Origin of the sequence: Stenotrophomonas sp. 169, assembly GCF_014621775.1 — a bacterium.
GTDB lineage: Bacteria > Pseudomonadota > Gammaproteobacteria > Xanthomonadales > Xanthomonadaceae > Stenotrophomonas.
In genome coordinates, this window is record NZ_CP061204.1 from 1,073,403 (window position 1) to 1,094,497 (window position 21,095).

The window sequence follows — 21,095 nt, forward strand, 5'->3', positions numbered from 1 at the left end:
TCCGGTCAGCGTGGGGGAGGGTGGATCTTTACGTGCGGTCGTACAACAGATCCCAAACGCCGTGCCCCAGCTTCTGGCCACGGGTTTCGAAATGGGTCTGCGGCCGCCATTCCGGGCGCGGTACATGGCCGCGCGCACCGGCACGGTTGACCAGCCCATCGGTCGCGTCAAGCACGTCCCACATCTGCTCGGCGTAGTCTTCCCAATCGGTCGCGCAATGCAGGCGGCCACCTGGACGCAGCTTTCGCACCAGCAGGTCGGCGAAAGCCGGCTGCACCAGGCGACGCTTGTTATGGCGCTTCTTGTGCCACGGATCCGGGAAATAGATGCGCACTTCATCAAGCGCGCCATCGGCGATTTCCTTCTCCAGCACTTCCACGGCGTCGTGGTGGTACAGGCGAACGTTGTCCACATCGTCGTCAGCCAGCGCGTTGAGCAGGCGGCCGACACCCGGCGCATGCACTTCGATGCCGATGTAATCGCGGCTGGCGTCCTGCTGCGCAGCGAAACGCAGGGCAACACCATTGCCGAAACCGATCTCGAGCACCTTGTGCGCATCGCGTCCGAAGGTGGAGGCCAGGTCGCGGACTTCACCAGTGAAGTCCAGGCCGAAACGCGGCCAGCGGTCATCGAACGCGCGCTGCTGGGCCGGGGTGAAGCGACCTTGGCGCAGCACGAAACTGCGGATCTCGCGGCGGCCTTCGTGCACGGTGAACGGCTTGGCGGGCGCCTTGGAGCCGGTACTGGAAAACGGGTCGGTCATCAGCCGATCAATCCATCAAGGGGGGAAGAGGCGCTGGCGTAGCGCTTGCGCGGAATGCGGCCAGCCAGGAAGGCCTCGCGGCCAGCTTCCACGGCCTTGCGCATCGCGCTGGCCATCAGCACCGGATGGCGGGCACCGGCAATGGCGGTGTTCATCAGCACGCCATCGCAGCCCAACTCCATGGCAATGGCCGCATCGGACGCGGTACCTACCCCGGCATCCACGATGATCGGCACCTTGGCATCTTCGATGATCTGCAGCAGGTTGTACTTGTTCTGGATGCCCAGGCCCGAGCCGATGGGCGCAGCCAGCGGCATCACCGCGGCGCAGCCGATCTCTTCCAGCCGCTTGGCCAGGATCGGGTCGTCGGAGGTATAGACCATCACCTCGAAGCCGTCCTTCACCAGGATCTCGGCCGCCTTCAACGTGGCCACCACGTCCGGGTACAGCGACTTCTGGTCACCCAGCACTTCCAGCTTGGTCAGGTTGTGCCCGTCCAGCAGTTCGCGTGCCAGCCGGCAGGTGCGCACGGCGTCTTCAGCGGTGTAGCAGCCGGCAGTGTTGGGCAGGATCGTGAAGCGATCCGGCGGCAGCACGTCCAGCAGGTTCGGTTCGCCCGGATTCTGGCCGATGTTCGTGCGGCGGATGGCCACGGTGACGATCTGTGCGCCCGCGGCCTCGGTGGCCAAGCGGGTTTCTTCCAGATCCTTGAACTTGCCGGTGCCGGTGAGCAGGCGCGAGGCGTACGTCTTGCCGGCAATCACCAGCGAATCAGAGGGGGCATGTTCGATCATGTCGCGGATTATCCCCTAGTTGGTAGCGCCGGGCCATGCTCGGCGAACGCAGCGGTCAGCTTCACCCACCGCCCAGCGCGTGCACGATCTCCACCACATCGCCGTCCGCCAGCACATGCGTGGCATGCAGGCTGCGGGTCACGATCTCGTTGTTGACCTCTACCGCCACGCGACGTTCCAGCAACTGCTCGCGCTGCAGCAGGTCGTGCAACGTGGTGCCAGAGGGCAGGGTGCGGGCTTCGCCATTGAGCTGGATGTCCATGTCGGCATTGTCCCCGATGCGTCCGGCGAAGGCACGCGGGCGGTGCCCGTCATCGGGCAGGGATGTCGCTGAAGGACCCCAAGAGCGACAATGCATGTCGCGGCGCAGCGTGACTTTGGCTGCGCGGGTGAAACCATTGCACCGTGCGCTGGCGTACTGCCGGCGATTGATACCACAGGAGTTCCACATGTTGTTCAGCAAACGTCCCGTCCGCACCCTGATTGCCGCCGCAGTCGCCCTCGCTGCGCTGCCGGCCATGGCGGTCGAACCGGCCTTCAACCGCACGGTGTTCATCGGCGACAGCTTGACCGACAGCGGATACTTCCGCCCGCTGCTGCCCGCTTCGGTACAACCGGTGACCGGCAAGTTCACCACCAACCCGGCATGGGTGTGGGCTGAACACGTGGCCGATTACTACGGCACCAACGCCACGCCGAACGGCAACGGCCAGACCGGTGACAACTACGCCGCCGGCGGCGCCACCGTGGCGACTGACGTGGTGGGTCCGCTGGGCCCGACCCCGTCGCTGGCGACCCAGGCCAGCCGCTATCTGGCGGCCAACGGCGGCAAGGCCGATCCGAACGCGCTGTATACGGTGTGGGGCGGTGCGAACAATCTGCTGGGCATCACCAGCCCGGCGCAGGCTCCTGCCGTGATCGGCGCGGCCGTGACCAGCCAGATCGGCATTGTCGGCACCTTGCAGGCGGCGGGTGCCAAATACGTGGTGGTGCCGAACCTGCCGGACATCGGGCTGACCCCGATGGCCCGTGCCGGTGGCCCGGCGGCGATGGCGCAGTACACCGCGGTCGCCTCGGCCTACAACAACGCCCTGTACGGCGGCCTGACCCAGGCGGGCATTGAGTTCATCCCGCTGGATACGTTCACCATCCTGCGTGAAATCGTTGCGGATCCGACCACCTATGGCTTCCGCAACGTGACCAACGCGGCCTGCACCGTGGCCTCGTCGGTCACCTGCAACCCGACCAGCCTGGTCGCGCCGGATGCGGCGACCGCCTATGTATTCGCCGATGGCATCCACCCGTCTGCAGCCACCCACGAAATGCTTGGCCAGTACGCGATTTCCGTGCTGGAAGCACCGCGCCTGCAGCAGGTGCTGACCCATTCGGCGCAGACCGTCGGCCGTTCGCGCGCTGACCAGGTCAGCCTGCACCTGGGCGGCGCACCGGCCGATGGCCTGTCCTGGTGGGGCGGCCTGCGCGGCGACATGCAGCGCTACGACCACGCCGACCTGTACGACGGCATGGCCCCCGCCGGCCTGTTCGGCATCGACTGGGCACGTGATGGCATGGTCGTCGGTGGCTTCGCCGGCTACGGCCGCATGGATGCCGACTTCGGCAACAGCCAGGGCGATTTCACCCAGTCCGACACCACGGCCGGCCTGTTCGCCGGCTGGTACGGCGAGCGTGCATGGGTCAATGGCCAGGTCAGCTACAGCTGGCTGGACTACGACGTCACCCGCAAGGTGCACCTCGGCCCGGCAACCCGCGAGCACAAGGGATCGCCGGAAGGCAGCAACCTGACCGCCGCGCTGAACGCAGGCTACGAGTTCGGTGAAGAGGGCAGCTTCCGCCATGGCCCGGTGGCCGCGGTGATCTGGCAGAAGATCAAGCTGGACGGCTACCTGGAAAGCAACGCCAGCAGCACCGCGCTGGGTTACAACAACCAGGATGCTGATTCCACCGTGGGCCGCCTCGGTTGGCAGGCGCGCCTGGACGGCGGCAGCATCAAGCCGTACGTGCAGATCACCTATGACCACGAGTTCGAAGACCGCCAGGACGGCAGCGCCTTCCTGCAGAGCCTGCCGGGCGTGGGCAGCTACCGCGTGCCGGGCCTGAAGTTCGACAAGGACTACGCCACCGCCATCCTGGGCGCGCGCATGGAACTGTTCGGCCTGCAGAGCAACATCGGCCTGAGCGCGACCACGATGCAGAAGAAGGCGATGGACACGTCCATCTTCGCCAGCGTCAGCGGCGCGTTCTGACCCTGATCCGGAATGACGGCCGCTGGCCGTCATTCCGGACCGCTATGGGCATGGGTAGAGCCGACTTCAGTCGGCTTCTTTCACCGCCCGGATTTCTGACGCGCCGGTGCAGCCGACTGAAGTCGGCTCTACCAGTCGGCTCCATTGCTTGGGTGACCGCATGCGCGCATTGCGCTCATGCCACCCCGCCGCCTAAACTGTGCTCCGCGATGCGGGTGTAGCTCAATGGTAGAGCTGTAGCTTCCCAAGCTACTGACGAGGGTTCGATTCCCTTCACCCGCTCCACTGTTCCAAATCAGTCCGCAAGTGATTGATTGAGCCATGCCCAGCATTCGATGCCATGCGGCAAGGCGCTCACCATCCCCCCCAGATCGATACGCTGGCCGATGCGGGCGCGCCTGCATCAGAAGAGTGTGCTGGAAAGTCGCCCCAAGCCGGCCAATCCGCTGCGCTGGTGTGCACGCGACGTTCGCACCCCAGCCGTAGCTGCCCGCTGCATGGAAATGCACCGCCGCATGCCAATCAGGATGATCCGGCCCGGAGCCCTATCTGCTTTTTTTTGTTTCTATTCTGGAACGTTTTTCGTTTGGAATGGAGTTACTTGCCTGAGCTGCGTCCGAGAACATCGGGCGGTAGAATCACCAAAACTGCGAAGAGTTGCGCATGAAGCTCATCAGCAAACAACACGATTATTACGACACCGTGTTGGCCTATGGTCGCGATGAAAGCATTGTGTATGTGCGGGAGCCCAGCAGGGATGTGCTGCCGCTGCCAGGCGACTTGCTTCCGTGGGCTGTCGCAGACAAGTACGGCGGGCCAGCCGGGCCGCGGGCGGCGGTTGTCTTTGAAACCCATCACCCTCCGTATCCGTATTGGCAGCGATATGGTCATCAGATCCTGCCAGAGAGCGCGTCGTTAAGCCCCTATTTCCACGAAGCATTTTTGAGTGTTGCGGGTACGGTCTACCCGATATGGGTGGATGTGAGCGCCAGCCGTCATGATGATCCGGCAGCGGTAGGCGTGTGTGGCACCCCTTCGCTTGAGTCCTATCGGGCCGTTGTCATGGACAACCATGCCCGTTACACCGATCGGGACCCGCATGAAATCGCGGAAGTAGAGGTGGAGATTTTTGAACGCGAGCGAGAAGTGGAACGGCGGTATGAAAATGTGCGGGATCGCCTGCTGGCCCACGACTTCACTGACCTTCACATTGAGCAGGGGGCCCCGGTGCTCTTGTTTGCGTCGACCATGACGCTGGATATAGAGCCGGTCCGTTGGGAGGGCCTGCCCCGGAACAGCGTCGTGATGGTGCGGAACCCTAACTTGAAGGACTTGGGCTTCCAGCGGATCCTGGACCCACACAGTTGCTTCCAGCAGATTTCGCAGTTCATTGGCGGCGTCATGCCAGGCCGCCAGATGCCCATGGTGCAACTGGACGACAAGCACATGGTTCAAAAGAAGGGCTTTGACATCAAGTATTCCTTCCGTAAGCGCCCCACCGGCAAGTAAGTCCGGCAGGTCACCTCTCGGCTCCCGGCTACGGCTCGCCGTGCAGCGCGTGTGTTACGTCGGTTCGACTCCGCAGGGCGCGCGCGACGGCATCTCCCAGTTCGTTGAGCGACGCGGATTTGGGCAACAGTTCTCCAATGCCAGCGGACGCGCTCAGCTCGACTTCGGAAGGGAAGATACTCGCGGTCAGCGCAATGATGGGCAGATTGCGTGCTGATCCGTCCGTCGCCCGGAGTTCCCGGGCCAGCGTGTAGCCGTCCATCACGGGCATCTGGCAATCCGTCACCAAGAGATCGAACCGCCCGTCGCGCAACGCCGCGAGCGCCTGTGCGCCGTCTTCCACGGCGACGCATTCCACGCCCAGTTGCCCCATCCGCCACTGGATGATCTCCCTGCTGGTGGCATCGTCTTCTGCTACCAGAACGCGCCATCTGCGTCCCGGTGGCGGGGCAGGCAAGAAGGGTATTGGCCCAGTGCCTGACGGTGCGGCCTCTCCAGCAGTGGCCGGTTCTGGCGGCAACACGGCGAGGCGCAAGGAAAGGACGGCGCAGGTCCCCAGGCCTGGCGTGCTCTTCAGTTCCAGCTCGCCTCCCATCAGATCGGCCAAGCGACGACTGATGCTGAGGCCCAGACCCGTGCCGCCATACTTTCGCGCGGTTGAAAGGTCTGCCTGGGTGAAAGGCTCGAAGATGCGCTCCAGCTGGTCGGCAGGGATGCCGATGCCGGAGTCGGTGACAGAGAAGGCCAAGCGTTGCTCACCCACCGCATCGGCCACGACGTCGACACGTATGGACACTTCACCGTGCGCGGTGAACTTGATGGCGTTGCTGGTGAGATTCATCAGTATCTGTTGCAGTCGAAGTTCATCGGCCAGGACGCGGCTGGCGACGGCAGGGGCGAGCGTTGCCGACAGGACAAGCCCCTTGGCGGCGGCTTGTGGGGCCAGCATCGCGTGCACCGTGTCCACTGAATTGGCAAGATCAACGGCGGTCCATTCCAGTGTCAGCGCGCCTGCCTCGATCTTCGACATGTCCAGGGTGTCATTGAGCAATTGGCGCAATACAGCCGAGGATCGATTGATCTTGGCGAGGATCGCACTCTGTTCCTGGTCGAGGCCGGTGTGGCCAAGAACTTCGAGCATGCCGGCGACGCTGCTCATCGGCGTGCGGATTTCGTGGCTCATCGTAGCCAGGAACTCGTCCTTCGCTTTGCCGGCCTTTTCTGCGACTGCAATAGCGTCTTCCAGGGCAATCGACGCTTCGTGCGACTCGGTCACGTCCACCCAGTAGCCACTCCACTCCGTACCGGCTTCCGTGTTTTCCGTAAGCTCGCCCTTGGAGTAAATCCAGCGCCATCCTTCCGGGGACAGGGCCCGGAATTGGAATGACAACCCCGTGCCTGTGGCAGCGGCAACTTCTGTTGCATCGACCAGTATCTTCTGATCATCAGGATGGACCCGAGCGAATAGTGCGCGCTCGTCCTCGAGCACGTCTGACAGCTCAACGCCGAAAAGTGAAAAGACGTCGCCAGCTACATAGGGGAAAGTGAAGGTGCCATCCGGCGCGCGGTGGACCTGGTAAACGATGGCAGGTAACTTGCGGGTGACCCGGGACAGCCGATTTTCTGCAATGCGACGCTGGGACACCTCGCGTCGAAGCCGCATGTGGCCAACGGTGTGGACGAGGCCGCCAGTGAGGAGAATCAACAAGGCAGGCAACGCCCAGAGCATGACCCGCCGCCAATTGATCGCCGGTTGGTCGCCAACGCCCAGCCAATCGTTTCGAATGCGTTCCCGTTCTCCTGCAGCCACATTGCGGACAACCTGATCAAACGCGGAGGCCAGGGCGGCGCTGTTCCCAAAGGCCGCAAACGTCAAACGGTCCTCAGTGCCCGCCGGTGCAGCAATCTGCAGCCGCCCCGCGTACGCATCGCGGAGATACGGATCCACCACAGCAAGATTGCCGACATAGGCGTCTGCACCGTCTCTGTCCAGAAGCGTGAGGGCTGTCGCCGCATCGGCTGCAGTGATGAGTCGAACGTCGGGCGCTTGCGCCTTGATGAGCGGTCCCAGCCTGTCTGGCTCGGACAGCACGACCCGCCGGTGGTTGAGATCGCGCAGGTCAATGACTCTGGGTGCGCCAACGTGGGTGAGGATGACATTTGGAATGGTGATGAACGGCTCGCTGAAACGCCAGCCCGCGCTTGCCGCCGCGTTGGTCATGGGGACGGCCAGTGCCGCATCTATCGTCCTGTCCCGCATTGCCCGCTGCAGCGCCTCGCCGTCCTCGAATTCCACGATCTGCAGATTCCTGGCGCCGGCTTCAACGAATCGCTGCAGGTAATCTCCGGCAACGCCTGACGGTTTGCCCTGTTTGTCGCGAAAAGCGATGGGTTCCCAATTCAGGGGCACGCCCAACCGTATTGGCTGAGAGAGGGTCTTGGTCTCTTCAGGAGAGAATCTTATGCCTGGGGTGACTGCCCAGTCCAAGGGCGTGAGCCACTTCACGCGCAGGGCAGCGCGCGTCGCGTCTGGCAGCGAATTGAGTGCCACGTCCAATGCTTCGGCCAACGGCTGAGCGGAATTTGGAACGCCAAAGTACAGATTCATGGGGGGAATGTCGGGACGCTGCAGCAGGGTCAGTCCGCGCAATGGTTCCTGCTTGGTCAAGTGCTGTATGACGTAAGCGTTGCCGATATAGAGGTCGGCGTCCTCAAGCGCCACGCTCTTCAAGGCGGCCCGTGTTCCGTTGGCACGCACAATCTGAGCGCCGGGATAGCGATCCCTGACGCCGAGTGCTGTCACCTGATCATCTTCAACCGCTATCCGTAGACCCGCCAGATCAAGGCTGGTGATGGATCGGCGATCAGTGGAGCGCGCCGTGATTCCCAAGGGAGCCGTGGCAAATTTCTGTGTGAACACCATGCAGCGGGTGCGCGCGGACGTGAGCTGCACGTCCATGACCACGTCGATGTCCCCTGCGCAGGCAGCCTCAAGCACCGCTTCCCAACCAGGATAGTTCCTGGGTTCCAGCCTCACGCCAAGTGCGGTCGCTGCGGCTTGCAACGTCTCCGGAGCGAAGCCGGAAAGCCGAGCGCCTTCGACTTTCTCAAAGGGCAACCAGTCGTTGTCATTGACACCGACCCGGATGACCGGATGGGCATGCAGCCACGCACGTTGTTTAGGCGTCAGCGGCAGCTCAGGTGCCTGAGCATGTGACAGCGCGCTGCAGGCAGCGCAATACGTTGCCAGCAGCCATCCGAACACCATGCCAGGACGCATCATCCTCCCTCAGGTCGTACAAGTAACTCAGCTTAATGAAGACAATGAGAAAATGGCGTGTCGATGGGTGATGGGCAGTGACGCCTCCTCATTGGCGTGTGCTGTGAAGGCGGACCCGGCAAGGGCAGTGGAGTGATCCGCGTAATGCATGGCAGCGAGGCCCATTTATGGCCCTGAGGACGCTGAGATCGGAGCGAGGGCGAGCGCTGAATCAAGGTCCGGTCACTCGTGCTCGACCGCCGGGCATCGTCACCGCGCACACGCTATGCTGCGCGCTTCTGCACGGCCCGGCTCCGATGAAACTCGCCATCCTTTCGCGCAACAGCAAGCTGTATTCCACCCGGCGCCTGGTAGAGGCCGCTCGCAGCCGCGGCCACACCGTACGCGTGCTTGATCCGCTGCGCTGCTACATGCGGATCGCCGCCGACGGCTTCACCATGCATTACAAGGGGAAGCCGATGACCGGGGTGGATGCGGTCATCCCGCGGATCGGTGCCTCGGTCACCCGCTACGGTACGGCCGTGCTGCGCCAGTTTGAGCTGATGGGCGCCCGCACCCCTAATCCGTCCGATGCGATCCTGCGCTCGCGCGACAAGCTGCGTGCGCACCAACTGCTGGCTGCCAAGGGCATCGACATGCCGGTGACGGTGTTCGGCGACAACCCGGATGACACCGTGGACCTGCTGTCCATGCTCGGCCCGCCGCCGCATGTGGTGAAGCTCAACGAGGGCACCCAGGGGCGCGGGGTGATCCTGACCGAAAAGGCCAGCGCCTCGCGCGGCATCGTCGAGGCCCTGCGCGGCCTGTATGCCAACTTCCTGATGCAGGAGTTCATCGGCGAGGCCCAAGGGGCCGACCTGCGCTGCCTGGTGGTGGGCGATCACGTCGTGGCCGCCATGCAGCGGCAGGCACCAGAGGGCGATTTCCGCTCCAACCTGCATGCCGGCGGCAGCGCGCATCCGGCCAAGGCCAGCCGGGCCGAGGCGCAGATGGCCGTGCGATCGGCCAAGGCGCTGGGCCTGAGCGTGGCCGGCGTGGATCTGATCCGCTCCGCACGCGGGCCGCTGGTGCTGGAAGTGAACTCCACCCCCGGCCTGGAGGGCGTGGAAGGCGCCTGCAACGTGGACATCGCGGGCCGCATCATCGCCCACGTCGAAAAGATCGTCAGCCGCTAGCGCGCCGTAGATGCCATCACCCCGGTAGGGCCGAGCCACCCTCGGCGGAAAGCCCTCCACAAGCGCCCGTCTGCAGGTTGCTTGTGTAACCAATTGAAACAAAAGACTTCCTGTACTTTCGCAAGTGCAGGGTCCACGTTTTAACGACCCTTTAATTGCGCGTGTCGTAATCTCCTCCCTACCGCAGCTCTGCCTCATCAGCAGGATCGGTATCGGGATATGAAATTTTAAGGCCCGGGCGTGTTCGCCCGGGCTTTTTTTTATCTGACGCGCCGTAAGGGCCAGTGCGCCCTTGATTCCGTCGTCACATGCCTCGTACAGTCTCTTCTCATTCATGGAGGTGACGGGTATGAAATCGTGGCAGAAGGCGGTCTTGATGGCCGCGCTGGGCATGGCCTGCATCACCGCTGCTTACGCGGAATCCCCGAAGCAGAACGACGCCACCCCCGTCCAGCTGGACCTGAATGTGCCGGCCAAGGAGCAGCTCAGCGGGGTCGAACGCGCGCTCCACAGCGAGCGGTACAGCGAAATCACCTTGGATGAAAAGAGCAAGGTCAGCGCCGCCATCAACCGCATCCGCGTCCGCCTTGGGGACAACGACACCGTGGAGCAACTCAATCCGCAGGCACGCACGGAAGTGCTCAATGACGAAGCGGTGGTCAACACCATCCTCGGCCGCGCCCATGCCGACAGCCGCATGGTCTGCCGCCGCGAGCGCGCCACCGGCACCAACCGCCCCGAACGCCTTTGCCTGACGGTTGCGCAGCGGCGCGAGGCGACCGAGCGTGCCCGCAAGGACATGAGCACCCTGACGCGCCCCAGCCCGAAAGACGTGAACCTCTGACGTTGACGCGCCCTGCGCGCCCCTTCGTGTGAAATGTTAATGCCCGGGGCTGTATGGTTGGCGTCAGCCGCCAACAGGCCCGGGTCGTAACCCTCCAGGTTGCGACCGCGCCAAGGCAGGCATCCCACCACGAACCAGAGGTCCCAGTGCGAATTCTCGTCATCGAAGACAACAGTGATATTGCCGCCAACCTCGGCGACTACCTCGAGGACCGCGGGCACACGGTCGACTTCGCCGCCGACGGTGTAACGGGCCTGCACCTGGCCGTGGTGCACGAGTTCGACGCCATCGTGCTGGATCTGAACCTTCCCGGCATGGACGGCATTGAAGTCTGCCGCAAGCTCCGTAACGAAGCCCGCAAGCAGACCCCCGTGCTGATGCTGACCGCCCGTGATTCGCTGGACAACAAGCTGGCCGGCTTTGATTCCGGTGCGGATGATTACCTGATCAAGCCGTTCGCGCTGCAGGAAGTGGAAGTGCGGTTGAACGCGCTGTCCCGCCGCGGCAAGGGTGTGCAGACCCGCGTGCTGGAAACGGGCGATCTGGAATACAACCTCGACACCTTGGAAGTACGTCGCCAGAGCAAGCTGCTGCAGCTCAACCCGACCGCGCTGAAGATCCTGCAGGCGCTGATGGAAGCCTCGCCGGCCGTGGTCACCCGGCAGGAGCTGGAGACCCGCGTCTGGGGCGAAGAACTTCCGGATTCGGACTCCCTGCGCGTGCACATCCATGGCCTGCGCGCCGTGGTGGACAAGCCTTTTGAAGTTCCGATGATCCAGACCCGTCATGGCATCGGCTACCGGATCGCTGCACCGGATGCCTGAAGACCCCGTACGCAGGGGGCGTCGCCGGCGCGGACCTTACCGTCGTCGGCTGCGCAGCCGCATCATCGTCTCCTTCGTGCTGTTGGGCTTCTGCCTGACCACGCTGTTTGCGTTCGCCACGAACTGGGCGCGCGCGCGCGTGGAAAACCAGCTCGTCGAAGACGTGATGAACCGGAACATCGACGAGTACGCCAAGCGCTACTACTCCGATCGCAGCCGCAACCCGGACCTGCCCGTGCAGCAGATCCGGGCGTTCTTGTACCCGCGCGACAAGTTCGACCGCGTCCGCGAAGAGCGGCCCGAATGGGCAGGCTTGCCCAATGGCAACCACAACGTCAGTGGCCTGGACGAGGATGGCAGGCCGTACGCCTACAAGCTGGCTGTGCGCAAAGCCGATGACGCCTGGTTCTTCCTTGCCTACGACATGACCGAGGCCACGCGGGGTGAGGCGCAGCTGAAACGCGCGCTGTGGATTTCCGTGCTGGTGTTCAGCCTGCTGTCCTTGGTGCTCGGCTGGTGGTCCGCTTCCAAGGTGATGAAGCCCGTCTCAGACCTGGCGAAACGGCTGCGTGCGTATCGCGGCGGCACCAGTGATCCCGAACCGCTGGCACCGCGTTTTCCCGACGACGAAGTGGGGCAGCTGGCCCAGGCGCTGGACGATTATTCTTCGCGGCTGACCGAGGTGGTGCAGCGCGACCGCGAGTTCAATGCCGACGTCAGCCATGAGCTGCGCACACCGCTGGCGGTGATCCGCGGTGCCACCGAGCTGCTGCTGACCCGGCCTGGTCTGGACGAAAAAGTGCTGCAGCGTCTGCAGCGTATCCAGCGTGCCGAACAACAGTGCAGCGATCTGATCGGCGCGTTGCTGCTGCTATCGCGCAATGAGCGCGGGCAGGGCACCAGCAACGTGGCACGGGTCGCCGAACAGCTGCTCGAATCGCACCGCGCACAGCTGGGCGGCAAGCCCATCACCCTGACCTTGGAAGGTGACCGCGACCTGATCGTGGATGCACCGGAATCGGCATTGTCGGTGGCGTTGGGCAACCTGATCGGCAACGCGGTGAAGTACTCGCAGGACGGCGAAGTGCGGGTCAACGTGGGCAACAACGCCGTATCGGTGGCCGACAGTGGGCCCGGCCTGAGCGAAGAGGACGCTGCCAAGCTGTTCCAGCGCGGTTACCGCGGCACCCACGCCGGTCACTCGCAGGGCGGCGGCATCGGCCTGTCGATCGTCAGCCGCCTGTGCGACCTCTACGGCTGGCAGGTCAGTGTCCGCCCCGGCGGCGACCGTGGTGTCGTGGCCACGTTGACCTTCGCCCCCAAGCTGCTGGGCTGACGGCAACGAGGGTAGTGACGGCCGCTGGCCGTCCGCCCTTGCCGCTGCGCTCGCCGAGCATGGCTCGGCGCTACCGGGATGGTGCCCACTGCTCGGTCCGCAGCGCGCTTCATCGCCCAGCGTCCAGTACAGCCACCGCCGAGTCCGCCAACTCCCTACCAGCTAACAGCAGGCCCTGTTCGACGCGCGCATCCAGCGAAGACCGCCCATCTCCCTGCTGCCGTGTCCGGTGGACGGCATGCAGCAGGCGCATCACCGCGCTCAGTGCAGCCAGATTCCTGCTCACGCGCGCAAGTTCGGCGCAGCGATCGACCGGCACTCCGGCCTCTCCCCACGGCTCGCCATCGCCGGCATCACCGCGCTGCATTGAATCGAGGAAGTCGATCAGCGCAGGCTTTGGCTCGGGCATTCCGCCGTCTGCCAACGCCGCGTCCAGCCGTTCAACCAGGTGGAAGGGGATGTCCAACACCGCATCGCCGATCAGGGCGTGCAGCCGTGCACCAGGGGGAGAGAATGCCGCCATGAAAGCCCTCGCAGAATCGTAAAGCCACCTGCCCAGCGGCGAGGTGGCGGACGGTGCGGGTTGGCGTACCGGACCTCGATCGGATAAACCGGCGGATATGGGAATCCCCACGCACCGCCCGCCGCAGAACGGAAGGGCAGTGCATTCTCCGCCGTGCCCGGAACCGGCCACAACAGAGTCATCCAGCTAAGAGCAACGGGACGCCAATCCCGGCCGGAACTGCTCGTTCCAGCCCGGTCATCGTGGGCAGAACTGCCACGCGCGTACATCAGGAAAGCTGTATTCGTTTCATGAGCCGGCTGCGGTCCGTAGTCACCGGCGCTTGCGGAGCAACCCGAGTTTACGAGTGATGTAAACTTGACAACAAAGGACGTGTTTTGGTCGCTTGAAGCACTGATTGATGATTTCTGGGACGACGTGGCTCAACTGTGAGAGAGGCCCCAATGAACATTTTGACTATTGGCGTTGCCAGCATATCCGACGTCAAATCACGCCTGAAGGCCCTGATTCCTACTCAGCGTGACAGCTCACCTCGATTCACTTTCACGAGTGGTGAGGATCTGTTGCGCACGTTGAATCCGAATCGCTGGAGCCTGCTTCAAGCGCTCGCTGGAGCGGGCCCTCTTGGGGTGCGTGAGCTGGCCAGACGCGTTGATCGAGATGTAAAAGGTGTACATACCGATAGTGCCGCCCTCGTTGCATGTGGGTTGATCGACAAAACGGCTGCGGGCGCATTGCACTTCCCCTATGACGGAGTGCATGTGGAGTTCGACACGAAGGTTCGAGCTGCTTAGGTACCCGGCGCCGCTGCGCTCGCCGAGCGTGGCTCGGCGCTACGAGGAATCAGGCCGCGGCGGTCGCAAGTTGCAGGTAGATCGCATGCAGCCGCTCGACTTGCGCCTGCAATGCATCCGGGTGGCCATCGTTGGGCACTACATCGTCCGCCAGGGCGAGCCGCTGCGCGCGGCTGGCCTGCGCGTCGATCATCTGCTGCGCCAGCACCGCGTCGCTGCCGTCGCGCTGCATCAGCCGGGCAAGTTGAAGGGCTTCCGGCGCGTCCACCACCAGTATCCGATCCAGCCAGCTATAGGCATCGCGGCCGCCAGCTTCGGTAAGCAAGGGGATGGCGGCAATGGCGTAAGGGCTTTCCGCCTGCGCGCACTGGTCGTGCAGCAGTTGGCGAATGGCCGGGTGGGTGATCGCTTCCAGCGCTTTACGCTCCGCCACGGCGGCAAACACATGAGCACGCAGGCGGCCACGGTCCAGCGTGCCATCGGCCTGCAGCATGTCCGGCCCGAAGCGTTCGGCGATCATCGCCAGCGCCGGGCTGCCTTGGGACACCACTGCACGGGCAGCCACATCGGCGTCGGCCACGGTGACGCCAAGCGCTTCAAAGCGGCGGGTCACTTCGCTTTTTCCGGAGGCGATGCCCCCGGTCAGGCCGACCACGAACCGGCTCATCGCAGGTTCGCGTAACTCAGGTAGGCATTGATCAGCGGCTCGCCCCACATGAAGACCAACCAGCCGGCGATCGCCAGATAGGGGCCGAACGGGATAGGCGTCGCGCGGTCGCGGCCTTGGCTGTACAGCAGGATGGAGCCGATGATCGCGCCCACCACCGACGACAGCAGGATGATCGGGAGGATGCCCTTCAGGCCTACCCAAGCGCCCAGTGCGGCCAGCAGCTTGAAGTCGCCGTGGCCCATGCCTTCCTTGCCCGTCAGCTGTTTGAAGATCCACCAGACCGACCACAGTGACAGATAGCCCACCAGCGCACCCAGCAGGGCAGGTTTGGCCGGCATGTACAGGTTATCGACAGCCCCTATCAGTCCCAGCCACATCAGCGGCAGGGTGAGCTGGTCCGGCAGCAGCTGCGTTCGCACGTCGATGCCGGACAGCGCCACCAGGAAGCACGACAGCACGATGGCACCGAAGCCCTGCCAGCCGAAGCCGAACTGCCACACGCTGGCCAGCACCAGTACGGCGGTCAGCAGCTCGACCAGCGGATATTGGATGGAGATCGGGACGTGGCAATGACGACACTTGCCACGCTGGATCAGCCAGCTGAACAGCGGGATGTTCTCGTACCACGCCAGCTTGTGCTTGCAATGCGGGCAGTGCGACGGCTCCACCACGATGCCAGGCGGCGGCGGCTCGTAGATGTCCTCCTGCTCCAGCACCTCGTGCGCGTCACGCTTCCACTGCCACTCCAGCCGCTTGGGCAGGCGCAGGATGACAACGTTGAGGAAGCTGCCGAGCAACAACCCCAGGCCGGCCGCGGCGGGAAAGCCGAGGCCGGGATGCTGGTCTAGAAATGCCATGTGTTATCCAACCACCGCGCCGAGTTTGAAGATGGGCAAGTACATGCCGATCACCATACCGCCAACGACCACGCCAATGAAGACCATGATCATCGGTTCCAGCAGGCTGCTGAGCGAATCGACGGCGTTGTTGACCTCTTGCTCGAAGTACTCCGCCACCTTGAACAGCATGGTGTCCAGGGCGCCGGCCTCTTCGCCGATGGCGGTCATCTGCACCACCATGTGCGGGAACAGGTTGATCTGCTTCATGGCCATGTTGACCGGGTAGCCGACCGACACGTCGTCACGCATACGCAGCACGCCTTCTTCGTACACCTTGTTGCCGGTAGCGCCTGCGACGATGCCGAGGGCTTCGACCAGCGGGACACCGGCTTTGAAGGTTACCGCCGTGGTGCGGGCGAAGCGGGCGATCGAGCTGTTGTGCATGATCTGGCCGATGACCGGGACCTTGAGGATGAACCGGTCCATGGTGTGCTGCATTTTAGGAGAGCGCTTGTAGGCCATGATGGAGCCGACGATCACTCCCGCGATTATGATCGCGATCAGCCACCACCACGACGTCATGAAACGCGACATATTGACAATGATCTGAGTAAACGCGGGAAGCTCGGCCCCGAAGCCGGCGAACACTTCTTCGAACTGGGGAACCACGAAAAGCAGAAGGATTGACGAAACGATAAGAGCAACTGCCATGACCATCGCAGGGTAGAACAATGCCTTCTTGATCTTGCCCTTCAACGCCTCAATGTTCTCTTTGTAATTGGCGACCGTATCGAGCACCGTCTCCAGCACACCAGCCCCTTCACCAGCTCGGACCAGGTTTCGATACAGCTCGTCGAACTGTACCGGATGCCTGCTGATGGCCTCATGTAGCGACGAACCCCCTTCAATATCCGTTCGAATTGAGTCCACCATCTTCTTCATCCGGGGGTTCTTATGACCACCGCCAATGATCTCCAATGACGAGACAATTGGTACGCCGGATTTCATCATAGTCGCCATCTGACGACTGAAGAAGGCGATATCTTTAGCAGACACAGGCTTGCCTGCCGCACCAAACAGCGGCTTGCTCTTTGGTTTCACGATCTTGGGTGTGATCCCCTGACGTCGAAGCTCTGCCTTGAGCAGATTGGCATTCTTGGCCAACTGCTCACCTTTCATCTTCACGCCCCGCTTGTCGGTCCCCTCCCAGACAAACGGTGCCATCTCCGTGGTGCTGCGCGCCACGGGCTCTTTCTTCATCGCACTGCGACTTGCGGACATTCTGCACTCCCCGGCCTGCCATCCCCAGCAGGCATCTATTTCGAGATGCTAGCGGATTCGTAGCCATCTGGGCAGTGCAGGGGGCTGACTACATCAGACTGGGCCGGAAGTGACCTAAAGTGACGCCCTGCGTCACATTGCGGGGTGCATCGCACTTCAAGGTCCGGGAGCTTCTCAAATCTGCAAATGCTGCCATCATTGTGCCCGGGGAAGATTGGTCGTGCCGGGGAAAGTTGGCACGTAACCTGCTTTGACTTCACCCGCAAGGCGCTGCGACCCGCTCATCCGGTGGGATCACCGGCTCCGGCAGCAATTCCTCTTCCGTGCCAACTTTTTTTCTTGGGGATGTATAAAAATGAAGAACCAGAAGGGCTTTACCCTCATCGAACTGATGATCGTTGTTGCGATCATCGCAATCCTGGCTGCTATCGCTCTGCCGGCGTATCAGGACTACACCATCCGCTCGCGTGTCTCCGAAATGGCCGTGCTCGCTTCGGGCGCGAAGGCGACGATTGGTGAAAACATCGCTAGCGAGAATGCGATTAATGACAATGCCTGCCGCGGCGTTGCTACCTTCGACACCCCCACCACTAACACTGCCTCGCTTGAATGTGCAGCTGGCGTTGTGACCGTCACGGGTACCGAGAAGGCGGCCGAAGTCGTTCTGACCTACACCCCTGACCTGGTCGATGCGGGTACGCGTTGGACCTGCGCTTCCGAGAGTGAACCAAAGTACCTGCCGGCTGAGTGCCGCAGCTAAGTCCATTGACACCACTCATAAGGTGGATTTAAGTCAGTGAGACAAGGGCTCTGCGTTTGCAGAGCCCTTTTTTTTTACGAGCCTTGTTAGCTGGAAGGATTCGCGGCGCGTACCGACCTGGCATGCCAGGTCGCGAGTAGACCTGTTCGGTCAGGAGCTCAAAAATCTATCTCACCAAAAGGTTATGAGTGGGTGGGGCGACTCGAGAATTCCGCTCGTTGACTGGGGTCGATTCCTTCGGTAAGAGGGAACGTGTGCCTTTCGACTGCCCCAATAGATGACCCCCGCCACCCGCCACCCCAGCATCTACCTCCTCCCCATCTTCATCCTCTCCGGCTTCGCCGGCCTGATCTACCAGTCCATCTGGAGTCAGTACCTCGGCCTGTTCCTCGGCCACTCGTCCCACGCCCAGTCCCTCGTCCTCATGCTCTTCATGGGCGGCATGGCCCTGGGCGCATGGTGGGCCAGCCGGCGCAGCACTGCTTGGCGTTACCCGCTGCTGGCCTACGCCGCCATCGAGCTGCTGATCGGCATCCTTGGCCTCGTATTCGATTGGACGTTCCAGGGCATCACCGGGCTGGCATACACGTATCTGTTGCCGGGGCTGCAAGGGCAGGGCGCCACCGCCTTGCGTTGGCTGCTGGCGACGATACTGGTATTGCCCCAATGCATCCTGCTCGGCGCAACGTTCCCTTTGATGAGCGCGGGCTACCTGCGTGCGCAGCCGCAGGCGCAGGGCGAAGTGCTGGCGGGGCTTTATTTCGCCAACAGCATCGGCGCGGCGTGTGGCGCACTGGCATCCACGTATCTCCTGCTGCCTGCGTTGGGCTTGCCGGGTGCGGTGATGGTGGCAGGGGCGCTGAATATCGTCGTGGCCGCGCTGATCTATCCACTGGCGCGGGGCGGACTAGGTCACGCAGTCAACGCGAAGGCCGAGAACCCGGCATCACCCCCGCGATCCGGCGAAGCAAGCGGGCACTCCACGCTCCGGGTCATGCCGGTGCTGGCCGTGCTCAGCATCGCGCTGCTGACCGGAGCTACCTCGTTCGTCTACGAAATAACCTGGGTGCGCATGCTGTCGCTCGCTTTGGGCACCACCTTGCACTCGTTCGAGCTGATGCTTGCCGCGTTCATCGCCGGCATCGCCTTCGGTGGGCTGTGGTTGCGCCACCGGGCCGACCGCATGGTTTCTCCCCTACGCGTGGCGGGCTGGGTGCAGGTGCTGATGGGCCTTGCCGCGTTGGCGTCGATGTTCGTCTATGCGCAGGCCTTCGAGTGGGTCGGCTGGCTGATGCGGGTGATCGTGCGCAGTGCGGAAGGCTACGGTCTGTACAGCGTGGCCAGTGCGGTAATCGCGGTGGCGGTGATGTTCCCGGCGGCGTTCTTCGCAGGCATGACATTGCCACTGCTGACGCTGGCGCTGCTGCGCGAGGGACGCGGTGAAAAGGTGATCGGGCAGGTGTATGCGTTCAATACGCTGGGTGCGATCGTCGGTGTGCTGGCCGCCGTGCATGTCCTGATGCCGATGCTGGGGTTGAAGTACGCACTGCTGGTCGCGGCGGTGGCAGACATAGCTTTGGGTGTGTGGCTGTTGTGGCCCATCGCGAGCCGCGAAAAGGCGACCCGTCGCACAGGCTCCCGGACGGGCGCGTTCACTGCGGTCGCGTTGGGCCTTGCCGGCGTCGTCGCTGCTGTCAGTCTGGTGCGCTTCGATCCGCTGGTGCTCAGTTCGTCGGTGTATCGCCACGGGGGTGCACGCCTGCATGACAGCGCGAAGATGCTGTTCTTCAAGGATGGCCAGACCGCCACTGTGTCTGTATTCGAGACCGATCGCGGCGCCGGTCCGGTGCGTTCGATTGCCACCAATGGCAAGGTGGATGCCGGCATGACGGTCACCCTGGACCAGGAGCCCAGTGGCGATGAGTCCACGATGGTGTTGCTGGGGGCATTGCCTTTGGCGCTGGGCCATGGCGTTGATCGGGTGGGGGTGATCGGCTTTGGATCCGGCCTTACCACGCACACGCTGCTCGGCGATCCGCGCGTGGCGCGTGTGGACACGGTGGAGATCGAGCCGGCGATGGTGGAGGGCGCGCGCCTGTTCGGTGATCGTGTGTCGCGCGCCTATACCGATCCACGCTCGCATATCGTCATCGATGATGCCAAGGCGCACTTCGCGGGCAGTGGGCAGCGGTACGACCTGATCATTTCCGAGCCGTCCAATCCGTGGGTGGGCGGCACGGCGTCGTTGTTCAGCGATGAGTTTTATGCATTCGTCCCACGCCAGCTCAACGAGGGTGGGCTGTTCGTGCAGTGGCTGCAGTTGTACGAGATCACGCCGGAGCTGGTGTCGTCCGTACTGGATGGGCTGGTGGATCATTTCAGCGATGTTCGTGCGTATCTGGCCAACGATTCAGACCTGATCATCGTCGCGACGCCGAAAGGCCGTCTGCCGGAGCTCAACGCGGAAATCTTCGACCAGCCGGCGCTGCGTGCGGAGCTGGCGCGCGTGGGCGTACATGGGCTGGATGACCTGCGCGACACCTTCGCCATGGGAGATGCTGCGCTGCGTGCGTATCCGGCTTTGTATCCGTCGCCGCGTCATTCCGATTACCACCCGATTCTAACCTTGCGCGCGCCAGTGGCCCGCTTCCAGCAGGGGTATGTCGGCGACGTGGAATCGATCATGACCGCACCCTGGCCGCTGACGCGCGACTGGGGTGGGGCAGAGCCGCGACTGCCCCGCGCCGATGGCAGCCAGTTGAATCTGCAGGTATTGCAGCGTCGCACCACCGCGCAGCTGTTGTCCCAGCGCCTGCAGCATGGCGCGGACCTGCCTGGCGGCGGCGACCATGCGTTGGCGGACGCGCTGCGCACATTGGGCGCTCGCTGCGAGCTGGAGATTACGCCGCTGGAGACCGCCGGGCTGGTCTTCTTCCTGGCGGGGGAGACGGTGCCGTTCCTTGCACCCGAAGAACGCGAAGCGCTGTGGGTGAGGCCGACGTGGCGGCCTTGCCCGTTGCGCGATCCGACGGTGATTGATGCGCTGGCCCTGGTGTCGGCTGCCGCGTCTGATGACCACGCACAGGTGCTGGCGACAGGGCAGCGGTTGCTGGAAGGGCGGCATAGCGCGGGGCTGCTGGCAGATGCGCGATCAGGGTATTACCTGTTCGGCGCGCTGCAGCACGCTGCGTGGGCGAGCGGTGACACGCGATTGGCGCGGGCGCTGTCGGATCGCTATTGGGATGCGCTGGGGCCGGATGCACGAGCCAGTGGCCGGCTGCGGCTGCTGACCTACATGGCTGCGTTGGGGAAACAGGACCGGTAGGCCCGAGCCGTGCTCGGCGGATTCTGTCCGGCATTGTGGTGTCTGACACAGGCCGCGCTTCGCGCTCGCCGACCATGGGTCGGCGCTACCGGGTGATCGGCAATCGGGTAGCGC

General features: G+C 63.4%; 17 protein-coding genes and 1 tRNA gene. 10 read left to right on the plus strand and 8 right to left on the minus strand.

The features are described 5' to 3' along the window. Window positions 1–28: 28 nt before the first annotated feature. The 3 genes from trmB to thiS form a co-directional block, all read right to left on the minus strand. On the minus strand, window positions 29–763 hold the full coding sequence (trmB, locus tag ICJ04_RS04480) for a tRNA (guanosine(46)-N7)-methyltransferase TrmB (RefSeq protein ID WP_188326351.1): 735 nt from the start codon (window positions 761–763) through the stop codon (window positions 29–31). Then, window positions 763–1,557, minus strand: coding sequence for a thiazole synthase (locus tag ICJ04_RS04485; RefSeq protein WP_188326352.1), 795 nt, complete (start codon window positions 1,555–1,557; stop codon window positions 763–765). Before ICJ04_RS04485 ends, trmB begins: the two co-directional genes overlap by 1 nt. Window positions 1,558–1,618: 61 nt before the next feature. Continuing rightward, window positions 1,619–1,819, minus strand: a complete 201-nt coding sequence (gene thiS / locus ICJ04_RS04490; RefSeq protein ID WP_188327199.1) for a sulfur carrier protein ThiS — start codon at window positions 1,817–1,819, stop codon at window positions 1,619–1,621. 187 nt (window positions 1,820–2,006) lie between these two features. Here thiS and ICJ04_RS04495 point away from each other — a divergent pair, with 187 nt between their 5' ends. From ICJ04_RS04495 to ICJ04_RS04505, 3 genes are all read left to right on the plus strand, one after another. Next, complete coding sequence (locus tag ICJ04_RS04495; protein ID WP_188326353.1) at window positions 2,007–3,821, plus strand: autotransporter domain-containing protein; 1,815 nt, start codon at window positions 2,007–2,009, stop codon at window positions 3,819–3,821. 211 nt (window positions 3,822–4,032) lie between these two features. Then, a tRNA-Gly gene (locus ICJ04_RS04500) sits at window positions 4,033–4,106 on the plus strand. A 378-nt stretch (window positions 4,107–4,484) separates the two neighbouring features. Beyond that, window positions 4,485–5,330: a hypothetical protein gene (locus ICJ04_RS04505; RefSeq protein ID WP_188326354.1), complete on the plus strand. Its 846-nt coding sequence runs from the start codon at window positions 4,485–4,487 to the stop codon at window positions 5,328–5,330. A gap of 28 nt (window positions 5,331–5,358) precedes the next feature. On the opposite strand, the gene ICJ04_RS04510 is transcribed toward ICJ04_RS04505, so the two are convergent. Next, complete coding sequence (locus ICJ04_RS04510; RefSeq protein ID WP_188326355.1) at window positions 5,359–8,613, minus strand: transporter substrate-binding domain-containing protein; 3,255 nt, start codon at window positions 8,611–8,613, stop codon at window positions 5,359–5,361. A 293-nt stretch (window positions 8,614–8,906) separates the two neighbouring features. Between ICJ04_RS04510 and rimK the strand changes: the two genes are divergently transcribed. From rimK to ICJ04_RS04530, 4 genes are all read left to right on the plus strand, one after another. Continuing rightward, on the plus strand, window positions 8,907–9,785 hold the full coding sequence (rimK, locus tag ICJ04_RS04515; protein WP_188326356.1) for a 30S ribosomal protein S6--L-glutamate ligase: 879 nt from the start codon (window positions 8,907–8,909) through the stop codon (window positions 9,783–9,785). Between the two features lie 349 nt (window positions 9,786–10,134). Further along, window positions 10,135–10,629, plus strand: a complete 495-nt coding sequence (locus tag ICJ04_RS04520; RefSeq protein ID WP_188326357.1) for a hypothetical protein — start codon at window positions 10,135–10,137, stop codon at window positions 10,627–10,629. Between the two features lie 146 nt (window positions 10,630–10,775). Then, window positions 10,776–11,453 carry a response regulator transcription factor gene (locus tag ICJ04_RS04525; RefSeq protein ID WP_188326358.1) on the plus strand — a complete coding sequence of 226 codons (678 nt, stop codon included), beginning with the start codon at window positions 10,776–10,778 and terminating at the stop codon, window positions 11,451–11,453. After that, entirely contained in the window at window positions 11,446–12,789 is a 1,344-nt protein-coding gene (locus tag ICJ04_RS04530) for a HAMP domain-containing sensor histidine kinase (protein ID WP_188326359.1), read from the plus strand. The genes ICJ04_RS04525 and ICJ04_RS04530 overlap by 8 nt, the downstream gene beginning before the upstream one ends. Before the next feature lie 109 nt (window positions 12,790–12,898). Here the strand turns inward: ICJ04_RS04530 and ICJ04_RS04535 are convergent, their stop codons facing one another. Next, window positions 12,899–13,312, minus strand: coding sequence for a hypothetical protein (locus tag ICJ04_RS04535; protein ID WP_188326360.1), 414 nt, complete (start codon window positions 13,310–13,312; stop codon window positions 12,899–12,901). A 443-nt stretch (window positions 13,313–13,755) separates the two neighbouring features. Between ICJ04_RS04535 and ICJ04_RS04540 the strand changes: the two genes are divergently transcribed. After that, window positions 13,756–14,106: a transcriptional regulator gene (locus tag ICJ04_RS04540; protein WP_188326361.1), complete on the plus strand. Its 351-nt coding sequence runs from the start codon at window positions 13,756–13,758 to the stop codon at window positions 14,104–14,106. Window positions 14,107–14,155: 49 nt separating this feature from the next. Here the strand turns inward: ICJ04_RS04540 and coaE are convergent, their stop codons facing one another. The 3 genes from coaE to ICJ04_RS04555 are packed head-to-tail and all read right to left on the minus strand — an operon-like array spanning window position 14,156 to window position 16,896. Then, a complete protein-coding gene (gene coaE, locus ICJ04_RS04545; protein ID WP_188326362.1) occupies window positions 14,156–14,773 on the minus strand; it encodes a dephospho-CoA kinase in 618 nt (205 codons plus the stop codon). Then, window positions 14,770–15,633: an A24 family peptidase gene (locus ICJ04_RS04550; RefSeq protein ID WP_188326363.1), complete on the minus strand. Its 864-nt coding sequence runs from the start codon at window positions 15,631–15,633 to the stop codon at window positions 14,770–14,772. The genes coaE and ICJ04_RS04550 overlap by 4 nt, the downstream gene beginning before the upstream one ends. Window positions 15,634–15,636: 3 nt before the next feature. Next, complete coding sequence (locus tag ICJ04_RS04555) at window positions 15,637–16,896, minus strand: type II secretion system F family protein (protein ID WP_188326364.1); 1,260 nt, start codon at window positions 16,894–16,896, stop codon at window positions 15,637–15,639. Window positions 16,897–17,251: 355 nt separating this feature from the next. On the opposite strand from ICJ04_RS04555, the gene ICJ04_RS04560 reads away from it, so the two are divergent. After that, window positions 17,252–17,656 carry a pilin gene (locus tag ICJ04_RS04560; RefSeq protein WP_188326365.1) on the plus strand — a complete coding sequence of 135 codons (405 nt, stop codon included), beginning with the start codon at window positions 17,252–17,254 and terminating at the stop codon, window positions 17,654–17,656. 277 nt (window positions 17,657–17,933) lie between these two features. After that, the gene (locus ICJ04_RS04565) at window positions 17,934–20,981 is read left to right on the plus strand and encodes a fused MFS/spermidine synthase (protein ID WP_188326366.1); all 3,048 of its coding nucleotides are present in this window, start codon (window positions 17,934–17,936) and stop codon (window positions 20,979–20,981) included. Window positions 20,982–21,095 lie beyond the last annotated feature (114 nt).

Excerpts from the sequence above, each read along its gene's own strand:
- ICJ04_RS04495 (WP_188326353.1), top strand. The coding sequence starts at position 2,007 with ATGTTGTTCAGCAAACGTCCCGTCCGCACCCTGATTGCCGCCGCAGTC.
- ICJ04_RS04560 (WP_188326365.1), top strand. The coding sequence starts at position 17,252 with ATGAAGAACCAGAAGGGCTTTACCCTCATCGAACTGATGATCGTTGTT.
- ICJ04_RS04535 (WP_188326360.1), bottom strand. The coding sequence starts at position 13,312 with ATGGCGGCATTCTCTCCCCCTGGTGCACGGCTGCACGCCCTGATCGGC.
- ICJ04_RS04530 (WP_188326359.1), top strand. The coding sequence starts at position 11,446 with ATGCCTGAAGACCCCGTACGCAGGGGGCGTCGCCGGCGCGGACCTTAC.
- ICJ04_RS04505 (WP_188326354.1), top strand. The coding sequence starts at position 4,485 with ATGAAGCTCATCAGCAAACAACACGATTATTACGACACCGTGTTGGCC.
- rimK (WP_188326356.1), top strand. The coding sequence starts at position 8,907 with ATGAAACTCGCCATCCTTTCGCGCAACAGCAAGCTGTATTCCACCCGG.
- ICJ04_RS04510 (WP_188326355.1), bottom strand. The coding sequence starts at position 8,613 with ATGATGCGTCCTGGCATGGTGTTCGGATGGCTGCTGGCAACGTATTGC.
- ICJ04_RS04540 (WP_188326361.1), top strand. The coding sequence starts at position 13,756 with ATGAACATTTTGACTATTGGCGTTGCCAGCATATCCGACGTCAAATCA.
- trmB (WP_188326351.1), bottom strand. The coding sequence starts at position 763 with ATGACCGACCCGTTTTCCAGTACCGGCTCCAAGGCGCCCGCCAAGCCG.
- ICJ04_RS04550 (WP_188326363.1), bottom strand. The coding sequence starts at position 15,633 with ATGGCATTTCTAGACCAGCATCCCGGCCTCGGCTTTCCCGCCGCGGCC.
- ICJ04_RS04555 (WP_188326364.1), bottom strand. The coding sequence starts at position 16,896 with ATGTCCGCAAGTCGCAGTGCGATGAAGAAAGAGCCCGTGGCGCGCAGC.
- coaE (WP_188326362.1), bottom strand. The coding sequence starts at position 14,773 with ATGAGCCGGTTCGTGGTCGGCCTGACCGGGGGCATCGCCTCCGGAAAA.
- ICJ04_RS04520 (WP_188326357.1), top strand. The coding sequence starts at position 10,135 with ATGAAATCGTGGCAGAAGGCGGTCTTGATGGCCGCGCTGGGCATGGCC.
- thiS (WP_188327199.1), bottom strand. The coding sequence starts at position 1,819 with ATGGACATCCAGCTCAATGGCGAAGCCCGCACCCTGCCCTCTGGCACC.
- ICJ04_RS04565 (WP_188326366.1), top strand. The coding sequence starts at position 17,934 with ATGACCCCCGCCACCCGCCACCCCAGCATCTACCTCCTCCCCATCTTC.
- ICJ04_RS04485 (WP_188326352.1), bottom strand. The coding sequence starts at position 1,557 with ATGATCGAACATGCCCCCTCTGATTCGCTGGTGATTGCCGGCAAGACG.